Source organism: Streptomyces dangxiongensis, assembly GCF_003675325.1.
GTDB classification, from domain to species: domain Bacteria; phylum Actinomycetota; class Actinomycetes; order Streptomycetales; family Streptomycetaceae; genus Streptomyces; species Streptomyces dangxiongensis.
Genome location: NZ_CP033073.1, coordinates 4,805,899 through 4,823,234, shown reverse-complemented (window position 1 = coordinate 4,823,234; position 17,336 = coordinate 4,805,899). Strand labels below are relative to the sequence as shown.

The 17,336-nt window shown below is 74.6% G+C and carries 9 protein-coding genes; 6 read left to right on the top strand and 3 right to left on the bottom strand.

Annotated features, from left to right (window positions below; translation table 11 throughout):
• Positions 1-11: 11 nt before the first annotated feature.
• The 3 genes from prfB to D9753_RS21640 form a co-directional block, all read right to left on the bottom strand.
• Positions 12-1,118, bottom strand: a complete 1,107-nt coding sequence (prfB, locus tag D9753_RS21650) for a peptide chain release factor 2 (protein ID WP_121788487.1) — start codon at positions 1,116-1,118, stop codon at positions 12-14.
• 134 nt (positions 1,119-1,252) lie between these two features.
• Positions 1,253-2,479, bottom strand: coding sequence for a serine/threonine-protein kinase (locus tag D9753_RS21645; RefSeq protein ID WP_121788486.1), 1,227 nt, complete (start codon positions 2,477-2,479; stop codon positions 1,253-1,255).
• Between the two features lie 111 nt (positions 2,480-2,590).
• Positions 2,591-4,372 carry a serine/threonine-protein kinase gene (locus tag D9753_RS21640; RefSeq protein ID WP_121788485.1) on the bottom strand — a complete coding sequence of 594 codons (1,782 nt, stop codon included), beginning with the start codon at positions 4,370-4,372 and terminating at the stop codon, positions 2,591-2,593.
• A 371-nt stretch (positions 4,373-4,743) separates the two neighbouring features.
• Here D9753_RS21640 and D9753_RS21635 point away from each other — a divergent pair, with 371 nt between their 5' ends.
• The 6 genes from D9753_RS21635 (at position 4,744) to D9753_RS21610 (ending at position 17,335) form a co-directional block, all read left to right on the top strand.
• Positions 4,744-8,784, top strand: a complete 4,041-nt coding sequence (locus D9753_RS21635; RefSeq protein WP_121788484.1) for an FHA domain-containing protein — start codon at positions 4,744-4,746, stop codon at positions 8,782-8,784.
• Positions 8,785-8,965: 181 nt separating this feature from the next.
• Positions 8,966-10,345, top strand: a complete 1,380-nt coding sequence (locus D9753_RS21630) for an ABC transporter substrate-binding protein (protein ID WP_121788483.1) — start codon at positions 8,966-8,968, stop codon at positions 10,343-10,345.
• Positions 10,346-10,415: 70 nt separating this feature from the next.
• A complete protein-coding gene (locus D9753_RS21625) occupies positions 10,416-11,696 on the top strand; it encodes a carbohydrate ABC transporter permease (protein ID WP_121788482.1) in 1,281 nt (426 codons plus the stop codon).
• Entirely contained in the window at positions 11,693-12,604 is a 912-nt protein-coding gene (locus tag D9753_RS21620) for a carbohydrate ABC transporter permease (protein WP_121788481.1), read from the top strand. Before D9753_RS21625 ends, D9753_RS21620 begins: the two co-directional genes overlap by 4 nt.
• A gap of 187 nt (positions 12,605-12,791) precedes the next feature.
• A complete protein-coding gene (locus D9753_RS21615) occupies positions 12,792-15,008 on the top strand; it encodes a bifunctional glycosyltransferase/CDP-glycerol:glycerophosphate glycerophosphotransferase (protein WP_121788480.1) in 2,217 nt (738 codons plus the stop codon).
• 125 nt (positions 15,009-15,133) lie between these two features.
• Positions 15,134-17,335, top strand: coding sequence for a bifunctional glycosyltransferase/CDP-glycerol:glycerophosphate glycerophosphotransferase (locus D9753_RS21610; RefSeq protein ID WP_121788479.1), 2,202 nt, complete (start codon positions 15,134-15,136; stop codon positions 17,333-17,335).
• Position 17,336 lies beyond the last annotated feature (1 nt).

The following is a 17,336-nucleotide window of genomic DNA, read 5'->3' as shown; positions in this document are numbered from 1 at the left end:
TGTCGACAAACTTACTTCTCCTGCTGCTTGCGCCAGCGAATGCCGGCCTCCAGGAAGCCGTCGATCTCACCGTTGAACACGGCCTCGGGGTTGCCCACCTCGTGCTCGGTGCGCAGGTCCTTGACCATCTGGTACGGGTGCAGCACGTACGAACGCATCTGGTTGCCCCAGGAGTTGCCGCCGTCGCCCTTGAGGGCGTTCATCTTCTCCTGCTCCTCCTGGCGGCGCCGCTCCAGCAGCTTGGCCTGGAGGACGTTCATCGCGGTCGCCTTGTTCTGGATCTGCGACCGCTCGTTCTGGCAGGAGACCACGATGCCGGTGGGCAGGTGGGTGAGCCGCACCGCGGAGTCGGTGGTGTTCACGCCCTGGCCGCCGGGGCCGGAGGAGCGGTAGACGTCCACCCGCAGTTCGGACTCGTCGATCTCGATGTGGTCGGTCTGCTCGACCACCGGAAGGATCTCGACGCCCGCGAAGGAGGTCTGGCGGCGGCCCTGGTTGTCGTACGGGGAGATGCGCACGAGGCGGTGCGTGCCCTGCTCGACGGAGAGCGTGCCGTAGGCGTACGGCGCCTGCACGGCGAAGGTGGTCGACTTGATGCCGGCCTCTTCGGCGAACGACGTCTCGTAGATCTCGGTCTTGTAGCCGCGCTGCTCGGCCCAGCGCAGGTACATGCGCTGGAGCTTCTCGGCGAAGTCGGCGGCGTCGACGCCGCCGGCCTCGGCACGGATGTTGACGAGTGCCTCACGGGCGTCGTACTCACCGGACAGGAGGGTACGGACCTCCATCTCGTCCAGCGCCTTGCGCACCGAGGTCAGCTCGGACTCGGCCTCGGCGCGGGTGTCCGAGTCGTCCTCCTCCTCGGCCATCTGGAAGAGGACCGCGAGGTCGTCGATCCGGCCGCGCAGCGCCTCCGCCTTCCTGACCTCCGCCTGGAGGTGGGAGAGCTTGCTGGTGACCTTCTGTGCCTCGTCCGGGTTGTCCCAGAGGGACGGGGCCGCCGCCTGCTCCTCGAGCGCGGCGATTTCTGCCCTCATCGTATCGAGGTCCAGGACGGCCTCGATCGACTCCATGGTCGAGGAGAGGGACTTCAGCTCTTCGGATACATCGACGACTGCCACGCCTCCAGCGTAACGGCTGCGGCAAGCGGTCCCGCCCGCCTCCCGGCCGACCGGCGCGGGCGGGGCCGGCGGGCGGGCCCGGACGACGGGCGGGCGGGAGCACGGAGGGGGCCGCTCGCGGGACCCCCGGCCGGTCAGGGGGCCGACGTGCTGTGGGAGGGCCGCGGCGGTGGATCGTCCCCGTCCGCCGAGGCCAGCCACACGCCGATGCCCGCGACCGCCGCCAGGGTCGCCGCGGCCACGCCCAGCGTGATCCGGCGCCGGCGCACGGCGGCGCGGTGCCGTGCCGAGCCCGGCCGGGGCGCGCCGGCGGCCCTGGGGACGCGCGCGGTCCCGTGGGCCCCGCCGGCCAGCTCGTCCGGCGCGGGGACCCGCATCGAGGTGTGCGTGTCGCGGTTGGAGTCCGGGCGGGCGCCGGGTACCAGGGGCACGGCGCCCTTGCGCCGTACCGGCTCGGGCGCGCCCGGAGCCGCCGGCACCGCCTCCGTCGTCTCCTCCTCGGCCGGGTCCGGCTCGTCCACCTCCAGTGGCGGTATCCCGGCCAGTGTCGGAAGCTGCTCGCGCAGCCGGGCCGCCAGCTCCGAGGCGCGCAGCCGGGAGGCGGGCGCCTTGGCCAGGCACTGCACCAGCAATTGCCACAGCTCCTCGGGGATGCCGGGCAGGGGTACGACGGTCTCGGTGACGTGCCGCCGCAGCACCGCGCCCGGGTGTCCGCCGCCGAAGGGCGTGAAGCCGGCCAGCAGCTCGTACAGGACGGTGGCCAGCGCGTAGATGTCCACGGCGGCCCGGGGCGGCAGGCCCTCGACGATCTCGGGGGCGAGGTAGTCCGGCGTACCGATGATCTTCGTGGCGCGGGTCCGCTTCGGCGAGTCGATCAGCTTGGCGACGCCGAAGTCGGTGAGCAGGGCGGGGTGGGCGCCGCCCGGCCCCAGCGGGCCCTGCATGTCGAGCAGGACGTTCTCCGGTTTGACGTCCCGGTGGACGATCCCGGCCGCGTGGGCCGCCGCCAGGGCGTCGGCGACGTCCGCGACGATCGCCACGGCCGCCTCCGGGGCGAGCCGCCGCTCCCGCTCCAGGCGGGTGCGCAGGTCGGTGCCGCGCACGAGGTCCATGACCAGGGCCAGGTCGTTGCCGTCGACCACGAGGTCCCGCACGGTGACGATGTGCGGGTGTTCCAGGCCGAGCAGCGCGGTCCGCTCCTGGACGAAGCGTCCGACGAGCTCCTGGTCGGAGGCGAGGTCCTCACGCAGCAGCTTGACGGCGACGGGTCCTTCCGGTCCCTCGCCCAGCCACACCGTGCCGGCGCTGCCCCGCCCCAGGATCTGGTGGGCGGTGTACCGGCTGCCGATCTTCCGTGCCAAGGCTGCTCCTACAGACGCGTGTTGTCGTTAAAACTACGCGTCCGGCGAGCCAACCTTCACCGCGGAGACGGAAATCACCCGGCAGATGTCGACAAATCTCCAGACCGGCGATCAGTTTCCGTTGCCGGACGAGCCGCTCAGGTCCTTCACCCAGCCGCTCGCCTTGCCGATCCAGTCGCTCACCTGGTCCCAGTACCCCTTGCCCTGGCCGATCCAGGTGTGCAGCGGGGTCAGCTCCCAGACCAGCCAGCTCGCCACCACCAGGATGACGATCGTGAACAGGCAGCCCTTCAGGCAGCCGAGACCCGGGATCTTCATCGGGTTGGCGCTGCGCTGCCGCGGCGCCCGGGGCTCCCGCGCGGGCCGCTGCGGCTCGGGCCGGGCCGGCGGCGCGTACCGCTGGGGCTGCTGGGGCTGCGGTGTCGCGTACCGCTGGGGCTGCTGCTGCGGGTAGCCGTACCCGGCACCCGGCCCGCCCTGTCCCCCCGGTTCACCCTGCCCGCGCTGCCGGCCGCGCGGCTGCGGCTGCTGCGGGCGGGCCTGCGGGGCCGGGCGCGGCTGCTGCTGGGGCCGGGCCACCTGCCGCTGGGGGCGGCGGCGCAGCGGGTCCTCGTCGGGACCGAGGTACTGGACCTGCGTCTGGTCGTTGCGGTCGCGGGCGGCCCGAAGCTGCGTCTGCCAGGGATGCGGCTGCTCGGGCTGCCCCTCCTGACCCTGCTGACCGTACGGGTCCAGCTCGCCGTACTGCCCCTGCTGACCGTACTGGCCCTGCCGGCCCGGGGAGACGGGGGGCAGGACGGCCGTCGGGTCCGCGGCGCCGGTGCTCGGCAGGACGGCCGTCGGGTCCGCGGCGCCGGCCGGGCCGCCGGTGTGCGGCAGCATGCTGGTCGCGGCGTTCGGGTCGTACGCCCCCTGCGGTCCGTTCGCCGGCAGCACCTGGGTGGCGTCCGCGGCGCCGGGCACGCCCGGGACGGCGGCCGGGGCCGGGTCCGGGGCCAGCAGCGCGCCGACACCCTCGGCGGCGGCGATCTGCGCGGCGGTCGCGTGCACGCCGACGCCCTCGGAGACGACGCGCAGCCCGCGCGCGAGGTTCTCCGCGCTGGGCCGCTCGTCGGGGTTCTTGCGCAGGCAGCGCTCGATGACCGTCCACAGCGGGTCGGGCACGGTGGACGGGCGGCGCGGCTCGGCGCTCAGGTGCTGGTGCAGCACCTCCAGGGCCGTGCCGCCACCGAACGGCGGACGGCCGGTGACCAGCTCGTACAGCAGGATGCCGGCGCCGTAGACGTCGACGGCGGAGGTCTGCGGGCGGCCCTCGGCGGACTCCGGCGCCACGTACGCGGGCGTGCCGACGAACTCGTGGGTACGGGTCAGGCCCGGGGAGTCGGCGAGGCGGGCGATGCCGAAGTCGGTCAGCATCGGGTGCATCTGCCCGTCGTACTGCCTGAGCAGGACGTTCGCGGGCTTCAGATCGCGGTGGACGACGCCGTCCGCGTGACTCGCGGCGAGCGCGTCGGCGATCTGGGCCGTCAGCAGCGCGGCGGCGACCGGCGTGAAGGGGCCGTTCTCGCGCAGATAGCGGTGCAGGTCGGGGCCGTCGACGAGGTCCATGACGAGGGCCAGCAGGTCGCCCTCGACGACCAGGTCACGGACCCGGACGATGTTCGGGTGGGTGAGCCGGAGCAGGACGGAGCGCTCGCGCAGGAAGCGCATCACGATGTCGGGGTCGCTCGCCAGCTCCTCCTTGAGGACCTTGATCGCGACGGTCTCCCCCGGCTGGCCGGGCACGGCAGCCTCCGCGCCCGCGGTCTCGCGCTGGCGGGCACGCCAGACGGTGCCTGTGGCGCCGCGTCCGAGCGGCTCCTCAAGCAGGTACTTGCTGCCGACTGGCCGCACGTCACGCGCTCCCTGCTGATTGCTGTGGCTCGCTGTCGCTCGCCTGCGTTCCGGTGTCCCGGACCACTGTAGTGCGGCCCTCCAAGGCACTACGTACGCGTTCCCGGGCATGTTCGAAGGAAAGACGCTGGGTCCGGTCCGGTGGTTGCCGGAGGCGGACGTGACCGATCTCAACTGATCACGGGCGGAGCACCGGTCAGGCACTTTTGGGGGCAGAGCCGACCAATCAAGATCACTTGTCACCGGGGCCGGGGCGCGTTGTCAGCGGCAGGTGCGAGGATGCCTCCAGCAGTTACTGGCCGACGTGCTCGTGCGGGGTGGGGGGAAGTCCGCGCCCGCGCAGACCCGCGCAGAAGGGACCGCTGACGCCGATGCAGATCCGGCTGACCGTCGTAGATCCGCTGGGCCCTTCCCCGCAGCGGGGCCGCGCCGCGAGCCGTGACGTGCTGGTCACGGCGCCCGTGGGCACGGAGCTGGCCGCGGTCGCCTCGGCGCTGGCCGGGGCGGTCACCGGGGAGAACGGCCCCGGCGCCGGCCGGGACGGCGGCAGCGCGGCCGTCGTCCTCTACGCGGACACCGAGCGGCTGGACCCGCGCCGCGCCACCCTCGGCGAGCCCCCGCTGGTCGACGGCGCCGTGCTGTCCCTCGGCGCGCCGGCCGTCCCCGAGCCGCATCCCGAGCCGGCCGACGCCCCCACCCAGCTTCACGTGGTCGCCGGCCCCGACGCGGGCGGGGTCCATCTGCTGCACGGCGGCCGCATCACCGTCGGCCGCTCCGCCGAGGCGGACGTTCCGCTGGACGACCCCGACGTCTCCCGCCTGCACTGCGCGGTCACCGTCGGCGCGGACGGCCGCGTCTCCGTCGCCGACCTCGGCTCCACGAACGGCACGTCGCTCGACGGGGTGCGGGTGGGCGAACAGCCGGTGCGGGTCCCTGCCGGGGGGTTGCTGCGGATCGGGGAATCGGCGTTGCGGGTCGCTCCGTCGGGGGGAACGGGGCGGATCCCTGCCGGGCGGGTTCCTGCGGTGCGGATCGCTGCGGTGCCTGACGGGGAGGGGTGCGTGCGGGTTGCCGTGGGCGGGGTGGCCTCGGGTGGCCCTGGTGGTGGCGGTCCGCTGTCGGCGGGTGCGGGGGCGTCCGGGGGTGGCCCTGGTGGTGGCGGTCCGCTGTCGGCGGGTGCGGGGGCGTCCGGGGGTGGCCCTGGTGGAGGGGGCTCGCCGTCGGCGGGTGCGGAGGCGTCCGGGGGCGGCCTTCCTGGTGGAGTCTCGCCGTCGGTGAGTGCGGGTGCGTCGGGGCTGGGGCCCATGTCCCCAGCCGCACCACCCGTGCGGGAAGCGTTGTCGGGTGCGGGTGCCCCTGGTGGGGGGTTCTCGCCGTCGGCGGCTGCGGGTGCGGCTGCGGGTGGTCCCGGTGGGGCGCCCTCGGCGGCTGCGGGTGCGGGTGCGGATTGGGGGGCGCGGGCCGGGGGGCCCGGGGCGGGTGACTCGTCCACGTTCGGCGCGGATGCGGAGGCGGGTGGTCCCGGTGGGGCGCCCTCGGCGGGTGCGGGTGCGGGTTGGGGGGCGCGGGCCGGGGGGCCCGGGGCGGGTGACTCGTCCACGTTCGGCGCGGGTGCTGGTGCCGGGGAGACCGGTGGCGGGGTCCCGGCGTCGGACCGTGGAGGTGCCGGCCGGGGCGGTGCGGGTGCGCCGCCTTCGGCCGGTGGAGGTGTGGGCGGGGCCCGCACGGGCTCCTCGCCTTCGGTCGGCGGGGTTGGTGGCGGCTCCTTGTCCTCGGCCGGTGTGGGATCCGGTGGGGACACGCATGCCGGGCGGTTCGGCGTCGGCGGGGCGGCGGGGGCGGTCGAGGCTCCGTACGGGGGTGCGGCCGCTTCCGGTGGCCGGCGGCGCGGCCTCGGTGCCTGGGCTCGACGTCTGGCCGGTGGGCGTGCGGAGCAGCCGGAGGGCCGGGAGACGTACGCCGGTACGGCCGCCGGCACCGGCGTCGCTCCGGTGGCCGGTGCCCCCCAGCAGCCGGAGACGTGGCCGGACCCGGCCGCCCTGCTGCTGACCGCGCTCGGTCCGGGCCCCCGGCTGTGGGAGCGCGGGCCGGGTCACCCCGAGGCGCTGACCGTGCGGCTCGGCACGGCGGACCGGAGCGCGCCCGACGGTTCGGGCCTGCTGCCCGCGGTGCCGGTGACCGCCGCGCTGCGTGAGGCGGGGGCGCTCGGGCTGGCCGGTCCCCGCCCCCGGCTGTCCGGCCTGGCCCGCGCGGTGCTGGCGCAGCTCGCCGCCCTGCACTCCCCCGACCTGCTGGAGATCGTGCTGATCAGCGCCGACCGGTCCCGTCCGGTGGCGGACCGTACGGCCGAGTGGTCCTGGCTGGGCTGGCTCCCGCACGTGCGGCCGGGCCACGGGCAGGACTGCCGCCTGTTGCTGGCCTACGACCGTGAGCAGGCGGCGGCCCGCACGGAGGAGTTGCTGCGCCGGGTGGAGGACCACGCGGCTTCGGGCCGGACCACCGCCCACCCCGGCCCGCCGCGCCCCCCGGTTCCCGCGGCGGCCGGGGTCCCGGGACGGACCACGCCGTACGCCACACCCGATGACCCGCACGGCGGGTCCATACCGCCCGCGGGGCCCGCACCGGCCGCCGCCCCCCGTACTCCCGGCGCCCCCGCCGCCGCTCCCCAGGGCACCGGCGCCCGCCGTCCGTCCTGGGCCCAGGACGGGGCCGGGCCGGCCGGTGTCGGCGGGTTCCCGGGGCCATACACCGTCGTCGTCGTGGACGGTGATCCCGGTGGCTCGGCGCTGCGGGACGCCCTCGCGCGGCTGGCCGTGGCCGGACCGCGGGCCGGGATACACGTGGTGTGTCTCGCCGAGACCGCGCCCGCCTCGCCCGCCTCCCCGGTGACCCGGACGTACGAGGACGCCTGCGCGGTGACGCCGACGTTCCGGCACTGCGGTGCCGTGGCCCTGCTCGGCGGGGACGTCGCCGCCGCCCTGCATCTGCTGCGGGTCGCGCCGAGCGGTCCCGTCGGTCCGGGCACGCTCGCGGGGGTAGACGCCGTCTCCGCCGCCTGGGCGGAGCGGTTCGCGCGGGCGCTGGCGCCGCTGCGGCCCGACGGCCCGGCCGCTGAGGGGCAGGCGCGCGTGGCCGTACCGCTGCCGCAGTCGGCCCGGCTGCTGGACGAGCTGGGGCTGGCGCGTGCCACTCCCGCGTCCCTGATGGCGCGCTGGGCGGACGCGGCCGACGACACCGGTTCGCCGGGCGGGCGGGCGCGGGCGGTGCTGGGTGCCGGGCCGCACGGGCCGGTCGGCGTGGACCTGGTGGCCGACGGGCCGCAGCTGCTGATCGAGGGGCCGGACGGCAGCGGCCGTACCGAGCTGCTGCGGGCCGTGGTGGCCTCGCTGGCCGCCGCCGAGCGGCCGGACCGGCTGGCGGTGGCCCTGCTCGACGGCCGGGACGGGGTCGGCACCGGCGCGGGGCGCGGTGAGGGCCTGCGGGTGTGCACCGACATACCGCACGTCACCACGTACCTCATCGCCAACGACCCCGTGCGGATGCGGGAGTTCGCGCAGGCCCTGGCGGCCGAGCTGAAGCGGCGTGCGGAGCTGCTGGGCCGTACGGACTTCGCGCAGTGGCACACGGGCCGGGAGGTGTCGGGCCGGCTGGTCACCCAGCGGGCGCCGGCCGGCGGGGACACCGCGCCGCGCGCGTCGGCCCGCCAGGACGCCGCCGCGCGGCGCGGTACGGCCGCCGGTGACCTCGCCGCCCGCCTTCCCGCGTCCGCCGAACGCCTCACCGCACACCGCGCCCAGGCCCCCGGCGACACCTCCGCCTCCGGAGACATCGAGAGCCCGTCCAGCTCCACGCTGCGGCTGCGGCCCGGTGCGGCGGCGCGGCGGCGGGCCGAGGTGGTGGCGCTGCCCCGGCTGGTGGTGGTCGTGGACGACCTGGACGCGCTGGTCGCTCCCCCGCTCGGTTCGCCCGGCCGGCCCGCCGCCGGGTCGGTGATGCGGGCGCTGGAGGCGGTGGCCCGGGAGGGTGAGCGGCTCGGTGTGCACCTGGTGGCGGCGGCCGAGGCCGGTGGCCGTACCGCGGAGTGGGAACCGGCGCGCCGGGCGGCCCTGCGGGTCGCGCTGGACGCGCCGCAGGCGGGGCCGGAGCAGCCGGCGCCGGGGCGGGGCACGGTGGTGTACGCGGACGGGCGGGCCGTCGGTTTCCAGGGCGGCCGGGTGACGGGCCGTATCCCGCGGACGGCGACGCAGCGGCCGACGGTGGTCCCGCTGGACTGGCAGCGCATGGGCGATCCGCCGGCCCGCCGGCCGGTGCGGGAGCTGGGCAACGGCCCGACGGACCTGGCCCTGCTGGCGAGCGCGGTGGAGCGGGCGGCCCGGGAGGTCGGGGCGGCGGAGGTCCCCTCGCTGCTGTAGCCGAAAGCGTGGCGCATACCCCCCTGGTCACGAGCCGGTCACGATGAGCGGGTCGACACGGCAGGCGCTCTTGCCCGCCCGGAGCGGCCCGGCGTACACCGGAGCGCACGGGACAGTCTTATGACGTTCAAGAGCCTTCCTTGACACCGACGTTCAACGGAGAACGACGAACGGGGCATTGATGCGCAGCAAGAGCAGCACCGTCCGGACGCACAGCAGCGCCACCGCGCTCGCCGCACTGCTCGCGGGAGCCCTCGCGCTCACCGCCTGCTCCAGCGGTGACAACGACAAGAAGGGCAGCGGGGAGACGACCGGCACGGCCGCCGGCTCCACCGTCACCCTGCCGAAGCTGGACGGCGCGAAGCTGGAGATCGCCGCCGTCTGGACCGGCCAGGAGCAGAAGAACTTCAAGCGGGTGCTGGCCGAGTTCGAGAAGCGGACGGGCGCGAAGGTGACCTTCGTGCCCGCGCAGGACCCGATCATCAACTTCCTCGGTTCCAAGATCGCGGGCGGTCAGCCGCCGGACGTCGCGCTGCTGCCGCAGCCCGGTGCGATCCGGCAGGCCGTGCAGAAGGGCTGGGCCAAGCCGCTGGGAGCGGAGGCCGTGAAGGAGCTGCGGAAGAACTACTCGCAGGGCTGGCAGGACATCGGCTCGGTCGGCGGCAAGCAGTACGGCGTCTACTACAAGGCGGCGAACAAGTCGCTGATCTGGTACAACGCCACCGCCTTCGGCAACGCGGGCGCCAAGGAGCCCAAGACCTGGCAGGACCTGCTGACCGCCTCGCGGGCGGTGTACGACTCGGGGGTGACGCCCTTCTCGGTGGCGGGCGCGGACGGCTGGCCGCTGACCGACTGGTTCGAGAACGTCTATCTGTCCCAGGCGGGCCCGGAGAAGTACGACCAGCTCGCCCAGCACAAGATCAAGTGGACGGATCCGTCCGTGAAGCGGGCGCTGACCACCCTCGCCCAGATCTGGGGCAAGAAGGACTATCTGGCGGGCGGCCGGAGCGGTGCGCTCCAGACGGAGTTCCCCCAGTCGGTCACGCAGACCTTCACCGGCGGCGACCAGCCGAAGTCGGCGATGGTCTACGAGGGTGACTTCGTGCAGGTCAACATCGGTGAGACCAAGGCGAAGGTGGGCACTGACGCGAAGGTCTTCCCGTTCCCGGCCGTCGGTTCCACGGCGCCCGTGGTCTCCGGCGGCGACGCGGCGGTGATCCTGAAGGACTCCAAGGCGGCCCAGGCACTGGCCACTTTCCTCGCCTCCCCGGACGCGGCCACGATCCAGGCGAAGCTGGGCGGCTACCTCTCCCCGAACAAGAACGTGCCGGTGTCGGCGTACCCGAACGCGGTGCAGCAGAAGATCGCCGAGGCGCTGGTCGCGTCCGGTGACGACTTCCGCTTCGACATGTCCGACCAGGCCCCGCAGGCCTTCGGCGGCACCCCGGGCAAGGGCGAGTGGAAGGACCTCCAGGACTTCCTGAAGAACCCGGCCGACGTCGCGGGCGCCCAGGCGCGGCTGGAGAAGGACGCGGCGGCGGCGTACGGAAGCGGGAGCTGATCCGGCGATGGCGTCGGCAGCGGCGGCCGGGGCCCCACCGGGCCCCGCCGCGCCCCGCAGTCGCCGAAGCGTGACCGGCACCCGGAAGGCCGTGGCAGCGCTGTTCCTGCTGCCCGCCCTGGTGCTGCTCGGCGCGCTCGTGGTCTACCCGATCGGGTACTCGGTCGTCCGCAGTTTCTTCGACTCCTCCGGCGACCGCTTCACGGGTGTCGACAACTACCGGACCCTGTTCACCGACGACGGCATCCGCACGGCGCTGAAGAACAACGTGATCTGGGTGGTGTTCGCGCCGACGGTCTCCACCGCACTGGGGCTGATCTTCGCCGTGCTGACCGAGCGGATCCGCTGGGGCACGGCGTTCAAGCTGGTCGTCTTCATGCCGATGGCGATCTCGATGCTGGCCGCGGGGATCATCTTCCGGCTGGTGTACGACCAGGACCCGGACAAGGGCGTCGCGAACGCCGTGTGGGTGGGGGTGCACGACACGTTCGCGCAGTCGTCGGCGTTCCCCAAGGCCCACCCGGGGCGCGAGTCGCCGCTCGTCGCCGAGGGCGGCGGGTTCGTCACGAAGGACGCCGTCCACGCCGGGCGGCCGGTCGTCCTGCCGCTCGTCGGTGTCGCGCCGGACCGGATGCCGGACGGCGCGAAGAAGGCCGTCGCCGCCCGACCGGAGCCGGGCAGGATCACGGGTACGACCTGGCAGGACTTCACCCGCGGCAAGGGCGTCGGACGGCTGGGTTCGCCCGACCCGGCCGAGCTGGGGTACGCCGGGATGCTTGTCGAGGCGGTGAAGGACGGCAAGGTGGTCGCCACCGCGCGGGCGTCCGGTGACGGCACCTTCACCCTGCCCGCGTCGGCCGACGGGGCCCGGCTGCGGCTGCCCGCGGCCAACTTCCGGGAGCCGTACGACGGGGTCGGGTGGCTCGGCCCGGCGCTGGTGACCCCGGCGATCATCGGCTCGTACGTGTGGATGTGGGCGGGCTTCGCGATGGTGCTGATCGCGGCCGGGCTCGCGGGCGTGCCCCGGGAGCTGCTGGAGGCGGCGCGGGTCGACGGCGCCAACGAGTGGCAGGTGTTCCGCAGGGTCACGGTGCCGCTGCTGGCGCCGGTCCTGGCGGTGGTCACCGTGACGCTGATGATCAACGTGCTGAAGGTGTTCGACCTGGTGTTCATCATCGCGCCGGGCTCCTCCCAGGACGACGCGAACGTGCTGGCGCTGGAGCTGTACCGCAAGGGCTTCGCGGAGGGCCGGCCCGGCGTGGCGAGCGCGATCGCGGTGTTCCTCCTGCTCCTGGTGATCCCGGTGATGCTGTTCAACATGCGCAGGCTGCGGCGGGAGGTACGGCGATGACGGCGACCGCCGACAGCATCGGGAAGACGGCCCCCGCGGGGGCGCCGGTGACGGCCCGCCGGTCGCTCGGCGGGCGGATCGCGGGCAGGCTGAGCGGCGGGCTCGTCCAGGCGTTCCTGGTCGTGGTGGGCCTGTTCTGGCTGGTGCCGACCATCGGTCTGCTCATCTCCTCGCTGCGCACACCGGAGGACATGAGCGCGAGCGGCTGGTGGACGGTGCTCAGCAAGCCGTCCCGGCTGACCGTGGACAGCTACCGGAAGCTGCTGGAGAACGGTGACATCACCCATTCGCTGGTGAACACCGTGCTGATCACGGTCCCGGCGACCCTCCTGGTCGTCGTGATCGGCGCGCTGGCCGGGTACGCGTTCGCGTGGATGGAGTTCCCGGGCCGCGACTGGTGGTTCCTGGGCGTGGTGAGCCTGCTGGTGGTGCCCGTGCAGGTGGCGCTGATCCCGATCGCCGAACTGTTCGGGAAGATCGGGCTGTTCGGGACGATCTTCGGGGTGATCCTGTTCCACACCGGGTTCGGTCTGCCGTTCGCGGTGTTCCTGCTGCGGAACTTCTTCGCGGAGATCCCGCGGGAGCTGCTGGAGGCGGCGCGGCTGGACGGCGCGGGTGAACTGCGCCTGTTCGCACGGGTGGTGCTGCCGCTCGGCGGTCCGGCCATCGCCTCGCTGGGCATCTTCCAGTTCCTGTGGGTGTGGAACGACATGCTGGTCGCGCTGGTGTTCACCAAGTCGGGGACCCAGCCCATCACGGTCGCCCTCCAGACGCAGGTACGGCAGTTCGGCAACAACATCGACGTGCTGGCGCCCGGCGCGTTCCTGTCGATGGTGATCCCGCTGGCCGTGTTCTTCGCGTTCCAGCGGCAGTTCGTGTCCGGGGTGATGGCCGGGGCGGTCAAGTAGCCGCCGGACGCCGGATCGTGGCGGGGGCGGGTCGGCAACGGCCCGCCCCCGCGCGGGTTTTCGAGAGGGACACCGGGTGGCCGGCATCGCGTCCGGTGTAGCCCGAATGCCGTACGGGCCGTAACCAAGTCACTCCGTCGGCCGTTGCCGGGCAGAACGCCCGCGCCGTCCGACCCATGGATGTCCCTTGCCCAGGTTCAGTGTCATCGTCCCCGCGTACAAGGTCCAGGCGTACCTCTCCGAGTGCCTGGACTCGGTGCTCTCGCAGTCGTGTCCCGATCTGGAACTGATCGCCGTGGACGACTGCTCGCCCGACGCCTGCGGGGCGATCATCGACGAGTACGCGGCCCGGGACGCGCGCGTGAAGCCCGTGCACCTGGCCGCGAACCAGGGCCTGGGCCCGGCGCGCAACGCGGGCATGGCGGAGGCGGCCGGCGACTACCTGGTGTTCCTGGACAGCGACGACACGCTCACCCCGGGGGCGCTGCGGGCGGTCGGCGACCGGCTCGAGGAGACCGGTGACCCGGACGTCCTGGTCTTCGACTACGCGCGCACGTACTGGGACGGCCGGACGGTGCGCAACCAGCTCGCCGGCCGGCTCACCGAGCAGGGTCCGGCGCCGTTCCGCCTGGTGGACCGGCCGGAACTGCTCGGGGTGCTGATGGTGGCGTGGAACAAGGCCTACCGGCGGGAGTTCGTCGCGAGGCACGGCTTCCGGTTCCCGCCGGGCCACTACGAGGACACCCCCTGGACCTTCCCGGTGCTGATGACCGCGCAGTCGCTCGCCACCCTGGACCGGGTGTGCGTGCACTACCGCCAGCGCCGGCGGGGCAGCATCCTCGGCACCACGAGCCGCAAGCACTTCGATCTGTTCGAGCAGTACGACCGGGTGTTCGCGTACGTCGACGAGCGGCCCGGACTCGCCCGCTGGAAGCCGGAGTTGCTCCGCCGGATGCTCGACCACCACGCCGTGGTGTTCAGCCGGCCGGACCGGCTGCCGCGCGGCAGCCACGGCGAGTACCTGCGCCGCGCCCGCGCCCAGTGCCGCCGCCACCGGGTGCAGGGGGTGCGGCTGAAGCCGCGGCAGGCCCTGGTCCGTTTCGGCCTGCACCGCACGTTCCGGGCGCTGCGGCTGGCCGCCGCCGTACGCCGGCGCGCGGGGCGGGCCGGGGCCGGGTGGGTCCGCGGGCTGCGCACCGCCGTGCTCCGGCTGCACTACCGCGTCCAGTTGTGCCTGCCGCTGCGCGCCGACCGGGCGGTGTTCACCGCGCACGAGGGGCACGGCGGTGACCCGGCCGCGCTGGAGGCGGCGTTCCGCGCGCTCGCCCCGCAGGTGCGGACCGCGTGGCTCGTCCGCCCCGGGCAGGAGCGGGCTGCCCCGCCGGGCCCGCGTCCGCTGACGCCGGGCACGGCAGCCTGCTGGACGGCGCTGGCCCGCTCCCGGTACCTGGTCAGCGACGCCGGCTTCGACGCGCGGATGCGCAAGCGGCCCGGACAGGTCTTCGTGCAGACCCGGCAGGGCACCCCGCTGGCCCACACGGGCCTCGATCTGCTGGAGCGCCCGGCGGCGGCCCGGGGTACCGACTTCGCGGAGCTGCTGCGGGGCGTCGACCAGTGGGACCACGTCCTGTCCGGCAACCGGCACACCACCCTGACCTGGGAGCGGACGCACCCCGGGAGCTACACCACGCTGGAGTACGGGCTGCCCCGCAACGACGTCCTCCAGCGGGCGACGGCCGCGGACGTGGCCCGGCTGCGGGCGTCGCTGGGCGTCCCGGAGGGCACGGTCGCCATCCTGTACGCGCCCGCCCACCGGGCCCATCTGCGCACCCAGCGTCCGCTGCCCGACCTGGAGCGGGTGCTGCGCCGGCTGGGCCCGCGCTTCGTGGTCCTGGCCCGCACCCACCTGCCCGTCCGGGGCAGCGGGATCATCGACGTCTCCGGCCATCCGGACCCGGCCGGCCTGTGCCTGGCCTCGGACGCGCTGCTCACCGACCACGCGCCGGTCATGTTCGACTACGCCAACCTCGACCGGCCGATCGTGGTGCAGACCCCGGACCGGGAGGTGTACGAGGCGGTCCACGGCACCTACCTCGACCTGCGGGCGTTCCCGCCGGGACCGGTGGTGCGGAGCGACGACGAGTTGATCGACGTCTTCGCCACCGGGCTCTGGCGCGACGCGCGTTCCGCCGGGCTGCGGGCGGCGTTCCGGGAGCGGTTCTGCCCGTGGGACGACGGACGCGCCGCCGAACGGGTCGTACGGCGGGTGGTGCTGGGCGAGACGGACCTGCCGCCGGTGGTGCCGCCCGGGGAGCGCACCGCGGTGCCGGCGGCCGGTGCGCCCGTCCCGCCGGTCACCGCGCCGCAACCTTCCCGGCCCCTCCCCGTCACCGAGAGCCACTGAACGGCGTTGGTCCTCGCGGGAGTTCCCATGCCCCTCGGCTCGACGCGGCCCACCCCGAGCCGGCCGTCCACCTGGCGTCCGGCGGGCCGGCCCGGCCGCGTCCGCACGACGACAGAAAGAACAGAATGCCCCGCTTCAGCATCATCGTCCCCTCCCACGGGGTCGCCGGCCGGCTGTCCCAGGCGCTGGACTCGGTCCTCGGCCAGTCCTTCGGCGACCTCCAGCTAATCCCCGTCTGCGACGACCCCGGCGTCCCGGCCGCCACGGTGGCCGCCGGGTACGCCGGACGGGACTCCCGGGTCACCCCGGTCCACTCCCCGCCGTCCGAGGGCCTGAGCGGGGCGCGCAACGCCGGGATGCGGGCGGCGACCGGCGCGTATCTGCTGTTCCTGGACGGCGACGACCTGCTGTTGCCGGGCGCGCTCGCGGCCCTGGACGCCCGGCTGACCGAGACCGCCGACGTGGACGTGCTCTACAGCGGGCACGAGCGCGCCCCCTGGTGGGAGGGCGAGCCGACGACCCCGGCCGCCCCCCTGCTCGCGAAGGCTCCCGAAGGCGCGTTCGCCCCGGCCGGCCTGCCGGAGCTGACCGGCGTGCCGCTGCCTGCGTGGAGTGCCGCCTACCGCCGCGCCTTCCTCACCGAGCGGGACCTCACCTTCCCCGACAGCCACTTCACCGACCTCGGCTGGGGCGGGCTGGTCACCGTCGCCGCCGAGCGGATCGCCGTGCTGCGCCAGGCCGTCGTACGGCACCGGCTGCGCCGCCAGGGCAGCCGGCTCAACCTGCCCGGCCCCCACCAGCACGCCCTGCTGGACCAGGTGGAGCGGGTCCTGACGGTGGCGGCCGAGCGCGGCCTGCCCGCCGAACGCACCGGCCCGCTGTTCGACCAGCTTTTCACGGTGGTGCTGAAGACCGCGTCCCGGCCGGAGCGGCTGCCCTGCGGGCACCGGGCGTTCTTCCGCCGCGCGGCCCGCCTGCACCGGCGGCACCGGCCGGCCGGCCACCGGACACCGGGTGGCAGTCTGGGCGTGCAGCACCGGCTGCTGGCGGCGGGGGCGTACAGCGCGTTCCGTGCCCTGCGCGGCGCCAACCAGGTGGCCGCGCGCTCCGCCGAGGCCCTGCCCCGCCCGCACATGCTGCGCACCCGGCTGCGCTACGCCCGCGACCTGCGCCGCCCGCTCGACCCGGCCCTCGTCGTGTACTGCGCCTACTGGGGCCGCGGCTACGCCTGCAACCCGGCCGCGATCCACGCCAAGGCCCGCGAACTCGCCCCGCACCTGCGCTCGGTGTTCCTGGTCGAGGCCGGCCAGGAACACACCCTGCCCAAGGACGTGGAGTACGCGGTGATCGGCTCCCGCCGCTACTGGGAGGTGCTGGCCCGCGCGACGTACCTGGTGAACAACGCCAACTTCGCCGAGGGCGTCGTCAAACGGCCGGGCAGCGTGCACCTGCAGACCCAGCACGGCACCCCGCTGAAGACGATGGGCGTGGACCAGTCGTCGTACCCGGTGGTGGCCGCGCAGTCCGGCAGCTTCGCCAGGCTGCTGGGCCGGGTCGACCGCTGGGACTTCAACCTGTCGTCCAACCGCCACTCGACCCGGATGTGGGAGCGCGCCTTCCCCGGCTCCTACGAGCACCTGGAGTACGGCTATCCGCGCAACGACGTCTACTGCACGGCGACCGCCGAGGACGTGGCGCGGGTCCGGCGGGAACTGGGCGTCCCGGAGGGCCGCACGGCGGTGCTGTACGCGCCGACCCACCGCGACCACCACGGCGGCTTCGCGCCCGGCCTGGATCTGGAGGCGTTCTGCGAGGCGGCCGGCGAGGACGTCGTCGTCCTGCTGCGCGCGCACTACTTCTACGACCGGGGCCGCTCCCGGGGCTCGGACCGGATCATCGACGTGACCGCGCACCGCTCCTCCGAGGACGTCTGCCTGGCCGCGGACGCGCTGGTCACCGACTACTCGTCGATCATGTTCGACTACGCCAACCTCGACCGGCCGATCGTCGTGTACGCCGACGACTGGGAGGTCTACCGGGAGACCCGGGGCGTCTACTTCGACCTGATGGCCGAGCCGCCCGGAGCGGTCGCCCGGACCCCTGAAGAGCTGGCCGCCGTCTTCCGCGACGGCTCGTACGCGGGCCCGGAGGCCGGGGCGCTGCGGGCCGCGTTCCGGGAGCGGTTCTGCGAGTTCGACGACGGGCGGGCCGCCGAACGGGTCGTCCGGCGGGTGCTGCTCGGTGAGCCGCCCGAGGCGGTGCCGCCCGTGATCCCGCTCGCGGAACGCGTCCCCGCCCCCGCCGCCGCGACCCTCGTGAGGAGCTGAC